The sequence below is a fragment of the Bradyrhizobium yuanmingense genome, from assembly GCF_025200905.1.
In the GTDB taxonomy this organism is placed as follows: domain Bacteria; phylum Pseudomonadota; class Alphaproteobacteria; order Rhizobiales; family Xanthobacteraceae; genus Bradyrhizobium; species Bradyrhizobium yuanmingense.
The window spans coordinates 5,254,349-5,267,469 of record NZ_CP104173.1; the positions used below are offsets into that span (position 1 = coordinate 5,254,349).

11 protein-coding genes are annotated in these 13,121 nt (G+C 59.9%); 3 read left to right on the forward strand and 8 right to left on the reverse strand.

The genetic code is table 11. The features are described from left to right. Positions 1–3: 3 nt before the first annotated feature. From N2605_RS24905 to N2605_RS24940, 8 genes are all read right to left on the reverse strand, one after another. Positions 4–912, reverse strand: coding sequence for a type II secretion system F family protein (locus N2605_RS24905; protein ID WP_036008129.1), 909 nt, complete (start codon positions 910–912; stop codon positions 4–6). Then, positions 909–1,841, reverse strand: a complete 933-nt coding sequence (locus N2605_RS24910; RefSeq protein WP_260343395.1) for a type II secretion system F family protein — start codon at positions 1,839–1,841, stop codon at positions 909–911. Before N2605_RS24910 ends, N2605_RS24905 begins: the two co-directional genes overlap by 4 nt. Further along, positions 1,838–3,220, reverse strand: coding sequence for a TadA family conjugal transfer-associated ATPase (locus N2605_RS24915; protein WP_036008135.1), 1,383 nt, complete (start codon positions 3,218–3,220; stop codon positions 1,838–1,840). The genes N2605_RS24910 and N2605_RS24915 overlap by 4 nt, the downstream gene beginning before the upstream one ends. Then, a complete protein-coding gene (locus tag N2605_RS24920) occupies positions 3,217–4,419 on the reverse strand; it encodes a CpaE/TadZ family protein (protein WP_036031703.1) in 1,203 nt (400 codons plus the stop codon). Before N2605_RS24920 ends, N2605_RS24915 begins: the two co-directional genes overlap by 4 nt. Continuing rightward, positions 4,419–5,387: a Flp pilus assembly protein CpaB gene (gene cpaB / locus N2605_RS24925; RefSeq protein WP_036031705.1), complete on the reverse strand. Its 969-nt coding sequence runs from the start codon at positions 5,385–5,387 to the stop codon at positions 4,419–4,421. Before cpaB ends, N2605_RS24920 begins: the two co-directional genes overlap by 1 nt. A 1-nt stretch (position 5,388) precedes the next feature. Further along, positions 5,389–5,895 (reverse strand): A24 family peptidase, encoded by a 507-nt coding sequence (locus N2605_RS24930; RefSeq protein ID WP_260343396.1) that lies wholly within the window; start codon positions 5,893–5,895, stop codon positions 5,389–5,391. A gap of 104 nt (positions 5,896–5,999) precedes the next feature. Further along, positions 6,000–6,209: a hypothetical protein gene (locus tag N2605_RS24935; protein ID WP_036008144.1), complete on the reverse strand. Its 210-nt coding sequence runs from the start codon at positions 6,207–6,209 to the stop codon at positions 6,000–6,002. A gap of 1,721 nt (positions 6,210–7,930) precedes the next feature. Next, positions 7,931–8,650, reverse strand: a complete 720-nt coding sequence (locus tag N2605_RS24940; protein WP_036008225.1) for a hypothetical protein — start codon at positions 8,648–8,650, stop codon at positions 7,931–7,933. 473 nt (positions 8,651–9,123) lie between these two features. Here N2605_RS24940 and N2605_RS24945 point away from each other — a divergent pair, with 473 nt between their 5' ends. The 3 genes from N2605_RS24945 (at position 9,124) to N2605_RS24955 (ending at position 12,989) form a co-directional block, all read left to right on the forward strand. Continuing rightward, entirely contained in the window at positions 9,124–9,465 is a 342-nt protein-coding gene (locus tag N2605_RS24945; RefSeq protein ID WP_074448231.1) for an H-NS histone family protein, read from the forward strand. Between the two features lie 983 nt (positions 9,466–10,448). Continuing rightward, positions 10,449–10,685 carry a hypothetical protein gene (locus N2605_RS24950; protein WP_109142896.1) on the forward strand — a complete coding sequence of 79 codons (237 nt, stop codon included), beginning with the start codon at positions 10,449–10,451 and terminating at the stop codon, positions 10,683–10,685. A gap of 864 nt (positions 10,686–11,549) precedes the next feature. Further along, complete coding sequence (locus tag N2605_RS24955) at positions 11,550–12,989, forward strand: FAD-binding oxidoreductase (protein WP_225173903.1); 1,440 nt, start codon at positions 11,550–11,552, stop codon at positions 12,987–12,989. Positions 12,990–13,121: the final 132 nt, after the last annotated feature.

Sequence of the window (13,121 nt, forward strand, 5' to 3'; positions counted from 1 at the left end):
TGGCTACTTTCCGAAGCTGGCGAACGAACGCACGAGGTGAAGAACGGGACTTCCCCCCATGATGACGAACATGGCTGGGAGCAGGAACAGCACCATCGGAATGGTCAGCTTGGCGCCCAACTTGTGCGCCCTTTCTTCCAGCTTGGTGATGCGTTCCCGCCGCAGGTCGAGCGCGATACTGCGCAGCGCCTGACCCAACGGCGTTCCGTACTGCAAGCTCTGGCTGATCATCGTGCCGAACCGGCGAAGACCATCCGAAGTGACCGCCAAATTCTCGAATGCTTCGACGCGACTTGGCAGTATCCGGAGATCATCAAGGAGTCGGTGCAGCACCCAGGCCATGGCAGGATTGGTCGACTTCATTTCTTCGGCGACGCGCCCCAGCCCGCTTTCCAGGCCCATTCCCGCCTCGCTGCACACGATCAGCAAATCGATCATATCCGGCGTGCCCAGCCGAATGGCAGCATCAAAGCGCCGCTTCATCACCGACAGAGCCAATCGCGGACCCAAGATTCCGATCACCACACCCATCAGCGTGAAGACCAGCACGTCGGCAGGTCTCCTTCCCGAAAGTTGCGCCAGAAGCAGCGCAATGACCGGCAGCGCGAACATGCTGACGATCTTGATGCCGATCCAGATCGGCAAGGTTCTATGATGATTGAATCCAGATGAGTGGAGGACCGTTCGTAGCTCCTCCAGATTCTCCTCGGCGTAGAAGCGCCGATAGCGCATGCCCAGCCACGAGAACCAACCGGTCAGGTCTTTGAAGGGGGCTGAACGGTAAGGGATACCCATCACGGCGTTTGAGACCCGCGTGTCCAATGCACGGACGTGTAGTTCGCGGATGATCAACATGAAGGCCGCCGTTCCAGCTACGACTGCGAGGGCCGCCAGCCCGAGACCAAAAGTCATAGTTCTGTTTCCCGCCTGACCATCCAACTTATCACCAGATGCCCGATGAGCACCGAGACTACCGCGTAAGCCAGAAGCTTGTTTCCGGTCGGGTCAGTGAACAGCAGATCGACGTTCTGCGGATTGGCCGCGTATAGCAATGCTCCGGCAATCAGGGGCGAGATCGTGAGTGCTCGCGAGGAAAAGATCACTTCTCCCGCCAGCGCCTTGGCGCGAGCAGCGAGCGCAACACGCTGACTCACCGTGTCGCCCAGCGTCTGCAAGGTCTCGGCCAAGCTGCCGCCGGACTTCAATTGAACCGCAAGTGTCACCGCAAACATCGCATACTCTGCCACTTGCGTTCGCCGATAGACGCCTTCGACGGCTTCCTCCGGAGGTCTTCCCAGATTCATTTCGCTGCATACGATTGCAAATTGTCCAGACGTCGGTTGCGGCATTTCGCGCGCGATGGTGCGAAATGCTTCGTGCACAGGCAGACCCGATCGAACCGTACTCGTCACCAGCTGAATGGCGTCAGGCAGCTGCCGGAGAAGTTGACTGGCGAACCGACGTTGCTGCCAGCCAAACAGACCTCGCACGACTACCACGGCGGCAACCGCAGCCGCGACAGACACGTAGAAAACGGAAAATCCCAGCAGGCGATTAGCGTAGAAGATCGCTGCTACGGCGATAGCGGCAGCAAGCAGCACATACGCCGGATGCCAGGCGTGAACCATCTCGGGCCTGTAATTGGCCAAACGGTGGAGAAGCAGATACCGGGAGCCGGTCTCCGCCCGGCGAATGGATGGCAGGCTGGCCGGATGGGAGGCCGGTAGAGCGACCGCCAGCCGGCGGTCCATGCGTCGCTCCCGGCCGTCGAGCCATAACGAGCCGACGGCTGCGCACATCGCGAGCACCAGAACAGCGACGATCACGGCCTCAGGTATCATATCTGCCTCACTGCCTCGGCCCAGGCGCGATCGAGCCCGAAATAGACGAGACGGCTCTTGAATTTCGGGACTGCAAGGGTGGCCCGGTAAGTGCCCGAGATCCGCCCATTGTCGTCCTCCTCCTGGTATTCGAATGTTGCGATGTCATTGGTGGTGATCACATCCGATTCCAGCCCCATCACCTCGCTGATCTGGATAATGCGACGTTGCCCATCGCGCATGCGTTCGACTTGCACGATGAGATCCAGTGCAGCGACGATCTGAGTTCGAATGGCTCGCGACGGCAGATTCACCTGCCCCATCTGCACCATGTTCTCGATGCGGGTCAGGGCGTCGCGAGCACTATTGGCATGGACCGTGGAGATCGAACCATCATGGCCGGTGTTCATCGCCTGCAGCATGTCAAACGCTTCGGCCCCGCGCACCTCGCCCACGACGATCCGGTCAGGACGCATGCGCAGCGCATTCCACAACAGATCGCGCTGTGTCACCTGCCCCGTGCCTTCAAGGCTGGGAGGCCGGGTCTCCAGGCTGATCACGTGCGGCTGCTGGAGCTGCAACTCCGCCGCATCCTCGATGGTGACGACGCGTTCGCTGTGATCGATGAACTGGCTCATGGCGTTGAGCAGCGTCGTCTTGCCGGACCCGGTGCCGCCGGAGACCAGGACATTGAGCCGACACCGGGCGGCAATCTCCAGCAATTGTCCGACGGCTGCGGTCATCGAGCCGTTTTCGATCAGTGCGGCGATATCCAGGCGGCGGCTCGGAAACTTTCTAATCGAGATGCAGGGGCTGTGGATCGCCAGCGGCGGGAAGATGATGTTGACGCGGCTGCCGTCGGACAAGCGGCAATCCACCATCGGACTGGATTCGTCGATGCGCCGTCCAACTTGCGCGGCAATTTTCTGGGCCACCGATGCGATGTGATCATTGTCGCGGAAGCGCACCGCGATCCGCTCCAGCTTGCCGGCTCGTTCGACATAAACGTTGCTCGGCCCGTTGATCATGATGTCGTTGATCGATTGATCGAGCAGAAGCGGACGCAGCGGCCCATAGCCGGTCATGTCGTCGGCAATCTCGTCCGCCAGTTGAAGCTGCTCGCGACCCGACAGTTCGAGCCGTTCCTCATTGGCGATGCCATGGATGATTTCCTCGATCTGGCGCCGAAGGACGTCACGCGAAACAGTTGCGGCCACTGATGGCTCAATCTGCTCAATGACGCGTTCGCGCAGCGAAGCTGGCATCACCGGCCGGTCAATCGAAGCCTCGTCGCGCCTTGAGGTTGATGCAGGCACGCTTGGCGTCGTTGCAGCCAAGCTCGGCGTCGATGCAGGCAAGCGAACCGGCGTTTCCTCGTCGCGCCTACCAAACTTTCTCATAGCCCCAGCAGCCTCCTCAGCCGTCCCTTCTGCTCGGCGCCAAGCCCCGTGATCTCCCGTACGATCGGCGCGAGATGGCGTCGCAGTGCAGATACGTGCTTCAGCGCGGGAATTCCGAGATTGACCGCCTGGGTCATGCCCTTCCCGAGATCGGGTACGACCATGTCAGGCTCTGTCCCCAACGCCTTGACCACCGCGGCCCTGGGAAGGCCGCCCGGGCGATTGGCACGGTTCAGCAAGGTGAAGACCCGATCCCTGCCGGCAATGTTGGTGACGGCGGCCCGCAGTGCGTGGGCATTGCGAAGTCCGGTCACCTCCGCCTCCAGCAGCACCAGCACGTGCCGGGAAAGAGAAATCACCGGATGGATGGATGACGGAAACGGGACCGGGACATCGACAACGATGTAGTTGAATCGTTGGCGGAGCAGGCCAAGGACGTGCCTCACGCCCGCTTCGGTGATGTCGAGCTGAGCGTCCAGCTCCTCATCGGCGGAAATCAGGCTAACCCGCTCGTTGACTGCGATTGCGGCGCGCTCGAGGAACAACGTGTCCGCCCGCATCGGGTTCTCCAGGGCGATGCGCAGGCCTGGTCCGGGCTGAACACCCAGCATCACCGCTGTTTCGCCGCCTTGAAGATGAAGATCGAGCAGCGCGACCTTGGCCTTGGTGGTCTCCGCCAGTTGCAGCGCAAGATTGATGGCGATGCTCGTTGCGCCGGCACCGCCCTGCGCGCCGCAGATCGAGATCACATGCCCGCCTCGGTCGGTCGGCGCCGGCGCACGATCGCCCAGCAGCTTTGGGCGCAGCTGGTCCAGCACCATGTCCCGCGTGATCGGTCTCGGCAGGTACTCGGTCAGGCCGAGTTCCATAAGCGCGCGATAGAAGGTGATCTCCCTGCTTTCACCGATCAGAGCCACCCGGACATCGGGCGGACAGACGCCGGCCAGCCGCTCCAGTTCGGCAAATGGATCATCGATACCACTGATGTCCGTCACCAGGGCGAATAGTTCGGTGTCCGTTTCGAGCATCCGTATGGCATTGCGGATCGTGCCCCGCTTGATCGAAATATTGCTGCCTTCAAGGCCCTTGCGCAGAGCCGCGGCACTCAATTCGTCATTGACGAAGCAGACGATTCGATTGCGGGCGACAACAGACGTCGCTTCTTCAGGAGTGCTGAGGGCCGCTATGTTAACGCTCATCAACGTTTCTCCAGCAACTTGCCTGCCTGAACCACCATCGTCGCTCCGCGGCGGGACACTTCCGACCCGTCGCAGTTGATCGGAACGTCGCCGTCGGCAGATTCCTGTTTCCTGACGGAGTATTGTTTTATCTGACCACCGGAATGAACAACGACCGCTGCTGTCCGGCCGGCAATCGCATTTTGGCGGGCGATTTCCGGCGACACATCGCAGCTGGACATGGCGCCAGTGTCCGCCGTATCCCACTGCTCGACTGCGGCCCGCACCGCCAGGGAAAGCGTTCCGAGCTGCCTTGCGACCGTGATCTTCTTGACCTGGTCCGGGGCAAGCTCCAACGATACAGTCTGCGCTTGCTTGCCGGCCACCGAGCCGGCTACCGAGCTTACGGTTCGGCCACCCTGCATGATTTCCTGGTCAATCGCGATGACTCGAACGTTTCCTAGAACGGTCTCGCTCAGGGCCCGGCGCGCGGGATCTGCCTTCTCGAACACCTGGGTCAACAAGACATCAACATGATCACCCGGCCTGATCAGCCCCGACACGCCAGACTCCTCGTCCACCTTGATGCTGATCGCGCGGCTATCCGGTGCCAGGACGCTGGCCAGGAAGCCACGATCCCGAGGTCGCAATACGTCCTGCAAGGTGATGGGACTGCCAGCGTCGACGAACTTGCGGACCAGAGAGCCGGGAAGTCCGGCCTTCGAGTCCGGTGTTTCCAGGATCGCCCCTGCGGGAAGGCGTTCAGGCGACGCCGAGCGCACGGCGAAATCTTCTTCGCGGGCCAATGTACCTTTCGACAGCGGACGTGCCGCGACAAAATACCCGACAGTCGAAGGAGGCGCCGGCCCTTGCGCCGTAACCGTTACCGGAACCTGTTTCGGCAGGTTCATGTTGTAGGCGATCAGCCCGAATGCGGTGGTTGCGAGCAAGAGCACCAGGATGATCGAGAGGCGCAACGTGGATGACATGTCAAAATCCTCTGCTCGAGATGGTCCAGATGCCACCGCACGCTATGGCCACCCCGTAAGGCAGGGGCGCGTGTCGCACGTGGCGCCAGCGCTCGATCGCGTAGACGCGCCGTGCGAGCGACGAACCGACCGGCGCCAATTTCGGATATGGCAGGACGCGCATCACCAGATGCACCAGGGCAAGAACGCCCCCGGCCAGCGCGGTTACCGCCAGCAACTCAATCAAGCCCGTCGGCGGCAGGCCAATGGCCAAAGCTACCAGTAACTTGACGTCGCCCCCGCCAATCCCGCCACGCTGGTAGAGCCCGAGCAGCAGCAGGAACAGGAGCGTCGCGGCGATGAGGGATTCGGCAAGTTGCATTGGGCTGGCAAGCTGACGGGCGATCCCGAGCAGCGCCAGCAAGAGACAGACGTCATTTCGGATCGTGCGGGTCGCGACGTCGAGCGTTGCGACATACAGCAACAACGAGATTTCCAGTATCGAGACGATGGAAGAAACCCAGCTCATGCATGCCTCAGGGTGGTGGGAAGGCACAGCAACAATAAGAATGGAGAGAAATAACATTCGGAGGGGGACACATTCCGATGCCCCCCTCTGGCCGGACGGCCGTATCAGACTGCCGCAGTAAAAGCGGTGGTGATCGCGGTGATCCCGCCTGTCAGCGCGGTTCCGATCGCACCGCCGGCCCCAACGCCGAACACAGCTGACACTGCGCCGATGATGCAAACCGCGACGATGATGTACTCGAATGACACCACGCCGTCCTGGTCCGTCCGCAGACGCTTCAACGCTTCCTTGGTCTCGATGAAATGATGCAACATAGAGGAATCCCTTCTTTCAAGATGGATTTTTCAGACACCTTGGCAACTTCAGCGGCTGCGGATTTATCTCCGGCCCCGCCAGCGACAAACTATTCATTAAATACTTATTAGCGTCAACATTTAATATATAATTCCGATTTTAAATCTACGCACTGCGAAGCGAGCCGTCACAACAATCTCAGAATCGACAAAAGCGCCGTAAATCAAATACGATAGGCCGAACCAACAATCGGATCCTGGGCAGAGCGCTGGCTGGAGTCGGTAAGCAATCACCGGATTATTACGGATGAGCAGCGCTATAATAAGATTAATAGGTAATCATGTGAGGGCGATATAATCGACCGGATGCTGCGCCCCTGGCCCGCGCACATGGAGCAAATTTCGCGACGTGCGAAGGCGCGACGCAGCACATCTGTCACGACGGGTGAGGTGATCCGTTCGAAGATTCCGATCGCACTGATCGCTGCCTTGCAGCCGCATGATTCCCGTCAGTTGCACCGGTGTGCCGCAATCATAGGGGCTCCTGGACCCCACCTTGCGAGGCGGACCATCGCGGGATGGTGGTACGCTCTAGAGCGTAGCGCGCAGCCAGGACCCGTCATCATTGTTACGGGCTCGGTAGCCGGCGCATCTGCCCTGGGTGCGGGAAAAGCAAAACAACCGATTATTTTATTATTGTATATAATCATGATGACTCCATCACAAAATTAAAAAATATGTTGGGGAAAAGAAAACCTGGGAGGTTGGAATGGAAGCTGCCCGCCGCTTTCGCGCAATGGCCTTGCTTTGCCGTCAGACTGCTGTACTCCAACCTGCGCGAAGCTGGAAATTGCTTGCAGAGGCAGAGTACTGGGAACATCTGGCCGCCGCGGCCTTAGCTCATTGAGCTTCAGTCGGGCGTTCTTTGTCTTCCGTTTTCGTCGACTTCCTAGTTAAGTCCTTTTCTGAGGCATGTGATGTCGAGTACGCGTCAAATTTCTTCTAGTGCTGTTCTGAGCGAACGGCACCAGGCGCTTCTGGAGGAGCTCAGAGAGGTGGAGAAACTTCGAAGTAAGCTCCGACATCTAGAAACAAAACCAATCGGCAGAAGGCGGCGTACCAAAGCGAGCGGCATAGCTAGAGCCGTTTAGAGACCCGCCGGATCCGAGGATAACCCGGCTCACTCGCGCGGTCGATGCACGGATTGCCCGCGTTCCTCGCGTCCACCTCTACCTTGAAAGAGGACTGGGCGGCTTTCATCTGCGCCTAGCGAGCCTCGGCGATGACGTCGCTACGACGCGTCGCCAACCAGCCAGGCCGGGGTGCCTCACAACACTTGAACGAACTCGGCGGCGAGACCGGCCGCCCATTCAGGGTCGGGCGTTAGCTCCGACTTTCACTCGACGTTGCACTTCGGAACACCGCAACGAGCCGATCGCCTTCCCAAAGCTCAACGTCGTGCTCGTCATGCATTTGCTCGGCTCGGCGTCTCGCCGCCTGCTCGTCAATACAGTCGAGCTTTGCAGTGCAGATCACTTGCCGGCTGCCGTCCACCACGAAAACCTTATACCGCATGATGCCGTCCGATCCAAAAAGGTGACGATCATCGTACCCGAATGTCCGGTTAAGGCAGCGCCAAACTAAGTGCGATGCAACGGAACCATTGTACGTGTGGCAGTTCGGCGATACGTGCTCGTTCAATCCGTCGGTCGCGCGGCGGCAGTACCTCGTATGTCGCCACCTCAGTGGCGTAGTCTCACTGCGTGCCGAAGCGTGTGGCTCGAGCTTAAGAGCGAGAGGCCACCAAGCGTCATCAGCAGCCCACCGAGCCAGCCCGTCCAGCTGCGCGCTTCGTCGTGCCCCTCTGCAGTGCGCGGGCCCAGCGGCATATCTTGAGGTGGGTCGGCAGGCGCGGCGGCGAGAAACTGCCCAACGTTGACTTGATCCGGCACGGAGTGTTCGTGCTTGAGCTGGTTGCGGGGAATATCTCCGACGGGAGCCGCCGACATCAGGGTAGCACCCGTGCCGAGATCGGAAGTGGCATCTGCTACCTGCATTTCCGTTACAGGCGTCTGGGATTGCTCGGGCGGTGCAGAGCGCAGCAACTCCGCGCGCGCATCAACGATCACGCTCCGCGTGGTCTGCGTGGTCCGGTTCTCGTCGAAACTGGCGCTACGGTCTTTGGCCGCGGGAGCCCGAATGGGTTTCTTCACCGTCGCGATGCCCTCGGCCAGGAACCAGCATCTGCGACGACCGTCCGTTCGGTAGACCCAATGCTGTCCGCCACTGGTCGAGGTACCGGGACGCGGCGCGCATTCGGCTTGCGGCGGAGGGGTGGTTACCGTGGGTTGGGACGTAGCAGTATTGAAGAAGTCGGTTAGAGGATTGGAAGACGCAGGCGTCGCCGAAAAACCTCCGACAAGGAGCAAACTGGCGAAGTACAATCGCAAATGTCCGGACATCGGAAACTCCCGGGTGCGCCCCCGCTTGAGCCTTAGCGGCGACAACGGCCCCCATGCGGCTTAAATCGGGCAACGCGATGAATTAATGGTATTCTTGGCCACCTAATTTATATGCCGGTCCAGCACTCCAGGGATGCCTGCAACAAGGATAGGCCGATGGATTCATCGGTCATCTGAGTTGCGCCGGGCCTCGATCCGCGGCGTAGCCGCCCGGTCGATTGCGATAGTTGCGCCCGTTCCCGAACACCAAAGCAAAACTTGCCGAGGGATGAGTTCGTGGATGTCGCGATAGGTGGACACCCCCGCTACGAATTAAATACTCCATCGCGATATTGCCATCGTCGCGCCTTTCTCCCTGCCACCTAGCGGATTTAAATGTGGATTGTGCGATCAATATTTAACTGGCGGCTTGCCTGCTCCCTGATTCCCGACTTGTGTGCCCGGGCCTTCTGCCCAAGATTCGGATTGGAGCCATGAACACCGCGCATTTTAATTCGCTCTCCGTTGACGAGCTCTGGACCCTTCACCAAGAGGTCGCCGCCAAACTCACTCAGAAAATGTTGGTGCAAAAAGCACGTTTGGAGGAAAGGCTGCGCAGCATTAGACTGGCCAGCGAGGTCACACGGCTCAATTACAAGCGCCGTCGTCCATATCCGCCCGTCCGTCCCAAATATCGCAATCCGAAGAACCCAGCGGAGACATGGTCGGGTCGTGGCAGGCAGCCGCGATGGCTGCGGCCGCAGCTTCGAAGCGGCCGAGACTTGGACGATTTCCTGATCGATCAGGCTTCAGCTCAAAAGCGCCAGACAAATTGAGCGCCGATTGCGGCATTTTGGGTTGGGAATGCTGGCGCCGGCTGTTTCCCGATCTGAGATTTTCACATTATCGTTTTAACGCGGGTCATGACTATGGTTGGAGCCATTGGCCGTAGCGACCGCACTTGCGATCCGGCTGACGGTCTCGCTGAATCGCTCGGGGGGCCCGCGGCGCAGTGAAGACATCGACGAGAACTCAAGCGCACGATGGCCCGACTCTAGTCGTGATGCTCTCTGAAGTGCCGCCTAACCGCATTCCACGCTCGAAGGGCTGGAAGGAGGAGGACGACGAAAAGAACTCTGATTGCAACTGGAGTCATCCCGCGCTGCAGGAGTGGTGGTTCGCGACCATCCGAGCGACCGGCCGTCGTGTTGATCGTCGCCGGAGATGGAATTGCTGCGTGCCGAGTAGGTGCCGGTCTGCGCGAGGGCAGGACAGCTACAACGAACAGAACGTTCACCAGCAGCCATATTCCCACTATGAGAAGGACACTACGCACGAGAACGACCATCGTTGATCTAATCTGCCGAGCTTACTCCTGCCTCATGCCCGGCACGCAGCCGGCAACACTGCGTTCGCGGACGGAACCGTTTCGCTGCAGCCGGCACATTTGGCATCCGCCGATGCCATCAGGCCCTGAGCGCTTCGCGAACGCCCAGGATCGCTCGCAGCCTAGTCGGGCGCAACACTCGCGTCTGTGCGCTTTCGAACATTCATGCCCCTTCAGGTATGCCCGTTCTGTGCATCATCGGGCGAGAGCCGGACAGAGATAGCTCATCAGCCAGGACGGCCGACCTCAGCCCGCAGTCCCTGAACAGGGGCCGGGTCATGGAGCATGGCCAAATATCGCAGCACGATGAGCGACGAATTTGGCGGTCCGCATCGAACCAGTATCGAGTTTCGGCAGTTGACTCCCGGTGAATCCGAACAAGCAAACTGATTGTTCGGGCCGAGGATAATATTAAAAGCTACGCCGGCACACATGAAGGACCTCCGAGGACGTTTGGAAAAGGTCCGCGCTGACGCCAGAGAATTTACGCTGATGAGTCAGCGGGCGACGGACATAGAGAAGCGCGAGCTGTTCAAGCGCTTGGCGGATGAGCTCGCCTTCGAGGCTCTCGAGCTCGAGCTGATCGTGAAGAAAAATCAGCCACCTGATCCGTGCGACAAGCACGAGGTCGTGGAATTTACGTTACCCTCTCAGCGAAAGCGCGGCTGACGCGAAAGAGGTTAAGCCGGCTAGATCGTGCGTGCATAACGGATCTTTGCGCATGACCCCGCCAGCGATCGCTGGCCGCGGCATCGAACTGCCCATTGCGCTTCGCGGGCCCAGATCCGGAACATTCTGGTTCTGCAGCAAGCGGTATCTTGCTGCGCCGGACAGAACACACCGTCCGTTTTGCCCGCTCCGATTTCCTATTCTACGACAAGCACGTGACCGACTTGTCCCATCGGATCTGCGCGCTGTATCGAATGGGTGAAGATATAGAAACTAGGGAAACACCGAATAGCAAACCGGCCGTGTCCACTCCAACAAAACGTCGCACCAGACGCGCTTTGCTCTATCGAAGAATTTAAAGAAGCCCTTGCGGGCTTAAAGGTGGTGGGCGCACCAGGGCTCGAACCTGGGACCCGCTGATTAAGAGACATGCTATGGCCGTTGATTCTTCAAGAGAATTTTTCCAACTGGGCCAAAATCCCACCATTAGAGATCAATGACTTACAGCGAAATATCCAACCGCGGAGGGCACCTGACGGTTTGGGGACACGCGACAAGAGATGGTCGCGGAATCCCCTCTAGCAATTTAAATAGGTTGGCAGTCGCTTCCAAATGAGACCAGATCTCTCAGGAGGAACAGTCCCGGGCAAGGGGCGCGAGAGTATTTGGGAGGGGACACCGCGGTCACCCTCGCTTGCGGGCAGCAGTCAATAGGAAGGTTCGGCTACCTAAAAAAGCAGCACCTTCCTGGCACTGCCGACAACCGCGGCATTTCAGCATTGGCTTCTTCGAAAGCAGCACCGAACGGCAGGCAATCCCGTACAAGCGCGCAAAGATGGTTCAGCGCCAATCGGGAGCTGAGACATGTCCCAGTCAGTACACGTCCGACCTTTTCGTGACCTCCTCGACAGCGGGGGCGTCGTTGAGGACCCGGAGCGGATCGCCACCTACACAATGGATCAACGTCAGCTTTTCACGGGTTCGACGTTTGCCGTGCTGAAGCCGGCGACGACACAGCAAGTCGCCGATATCGTACGGCTGGCGGCGCACTACGGGATCGGAATCGTTCCGCAAGGCGGCAACACCAGCTATTGCGGCGGCGCTACGCCGGACGCGTCCGGACGCCAGGTTATCGTGAGCCTCGAGCGGATGGACAGGATCCGCGAAATCGATCCCGTCTCCATGAGCATCTCTGTGGATGCCGGCGCCATCCTGAAGAACGTCCAGGACGCCGCGGCGGCTGCGGGCCTTCTGTTGCCGCTCAGCCTCGGCGCGGAAGCCAGTTGCCGGATCGGCGGCAATATCGGCACGAACGCCGGCGGGCTGTCGGTCGTGAGGTACGGGATGACGCGCGATCTGCTGCTCGGAATCGAGGCGGTGCTGGCGGACGGCACGGTGGTCTCCGACATGCGCAAGTTGCGGAAGAACAATACCGGCTACGACGTCAAGCAGTGCTTCGTCGGAAGCGAGGGGACTCTCGGCATCGTCACGGGCGCAGTGTTGCGTCTCGCGCCCTTGCCGACCCGCCGCGCGACTGCCTGGCTGAAGCTCGCGAAGGACGCTCCAATCGCCGAGCTTCTCACGCTGATCCGCCGCGAATCGGCGGATCTTCTGACCACGTTCGAATTCATGACATCCCGATCGATTACGCTCGCGACCGAAGCAATAACTGACCCGCCCTCCCTCGGCGCGGGCCCCGGAGGCGCCGTTCTCGTCGAGTTCGCCTCTTCCTCACGCCATCTCGATCTCGACGAACTGATGGAAGCCGTTCTGGCCGAGGCGATCGAGACCGGCTGCGTCGATGACGCATTGCTGGCGCAGAGCGGATCGCAGCGAACCGCGATGTGGCGGCTCCGGGAGACCATCCCCGAAGGCGAGAAGCGCCGGAACGGATCGGTGAAGCACGACATCTCGGTACCGCTTTCCTCCATTCAGCGCTTTCTGGACCTGGCCGGCTCGCAGGTACGATCGTATGACGCCGACCTTGAACTGTCCGTCTACGGCCATGTCGGCGACGGCAATCTGCACTACAACGTGCTCGTTCCTCGCGATGTCGACCGGCTGGAATTCACCAAGCGGATCGAAAGCAGCCTTTCGTTGCAACTCTACGACACGGCCGCCGCGCTCGGCGGCACGTTCAGCGCGGAGCATGGCGTCGGTCGTTTCAAGAAGCACCTTCTAGCCCGGTACAGCGATCCTGGGCGTATCGCGGCCATGCGCCGGATCAAGACCGCCTTTGATCCGGCGGACATCATGAACGCCGGCGCGATCGTTTGCCCAATGGGAGGGAAGTCTGCCAGTTGAACCATCAGCCGGCGTGCCGATGCTTCCGAACGGCGGGGCTTCGGCCGATGCACCCCGATCAGCCAAATCCTCTCGTGCATAAAGAAAGAGCCACTCCGAAGGAGTGGCTCAAGTTGGGGAGGAAACGCTCCT

Coding starts and splice junctions, on each gene's coding strand:
- N2605_RS24910 (WP_260343395.1), bottom strand. CDS start 1,841: ATGATACCTGAGGCCGTGATCGTCGCTGTTCTGGTGCTCGCGATGTGC.
- N2605_RS24920 (WP_036031703.1), bottom strand. CDS start 4,419: ATGAGCGTTAACATAGCGGCCCTCAGCACTCCTGAAGAAGCGACGTCT.
- N2605_RS24935 (WP_036008144.1), bottom strand. CDS start 6,209: ATGTTGCATCATTTCATCGAGACCAAGGAAGCGTTGAAGCGTCTGCGG.
- cpaB (WP_036031705.1), bottom strand. CDS start 5,387: ATGTCATCCACGTTGCGCCTCTCGATCATCCTGGTGCTCTTGCTCGCA.
- N2605_RS24940 (WP_036008225.1), bottom strand. CDS start 8,650: ATGTCCGGACATTTGCGATTGTACTTCGCCAGTTTGCTCCTTGTCGGA.
- N2605_RS24905 (WP_036008129.1), bottom strand. CDS start 912: ATGACTTTTGGTCTCGGGCTGGCGGCCCTCGCAGTCGTAGCTGGAACG.
- N2605_RS24945 (WP_074448231.1), top strand. CDS start 9,124: ATGAACACCGCGCATTTTAATTCGCTCTCCGTTGACGAGCTCTGGACC.
- N2605_RS24930 (WP_260343396.1), bottom strand. CDS start 5,895: ATGAGCTGGGTTTCTTCCATCGTCTCGATACTGGAAATCTCGTTGTTG.
- N2605_RS24955 (WP_225173903.1), top strand. CDS start 11,550: ATGTCCCAGTCAGTACACGTCCGACCTTTTCGTGACCTCCTCGACAGC.
- N2605_RS24950 (WP_109142896.1), top strand. CDS start 10,449: ATGAAGGACCTCCGAGGACGTTTGGAAAAGGTCCGCGCTGACGCCAGA.
- N2605_RS24915 (WP_036008135.1), bottom strand. CDS start 3,220: ATGAGAAAGTTTGGTAGGCGCGACGAGGAAACGCCGGTTCGCTTGCCT.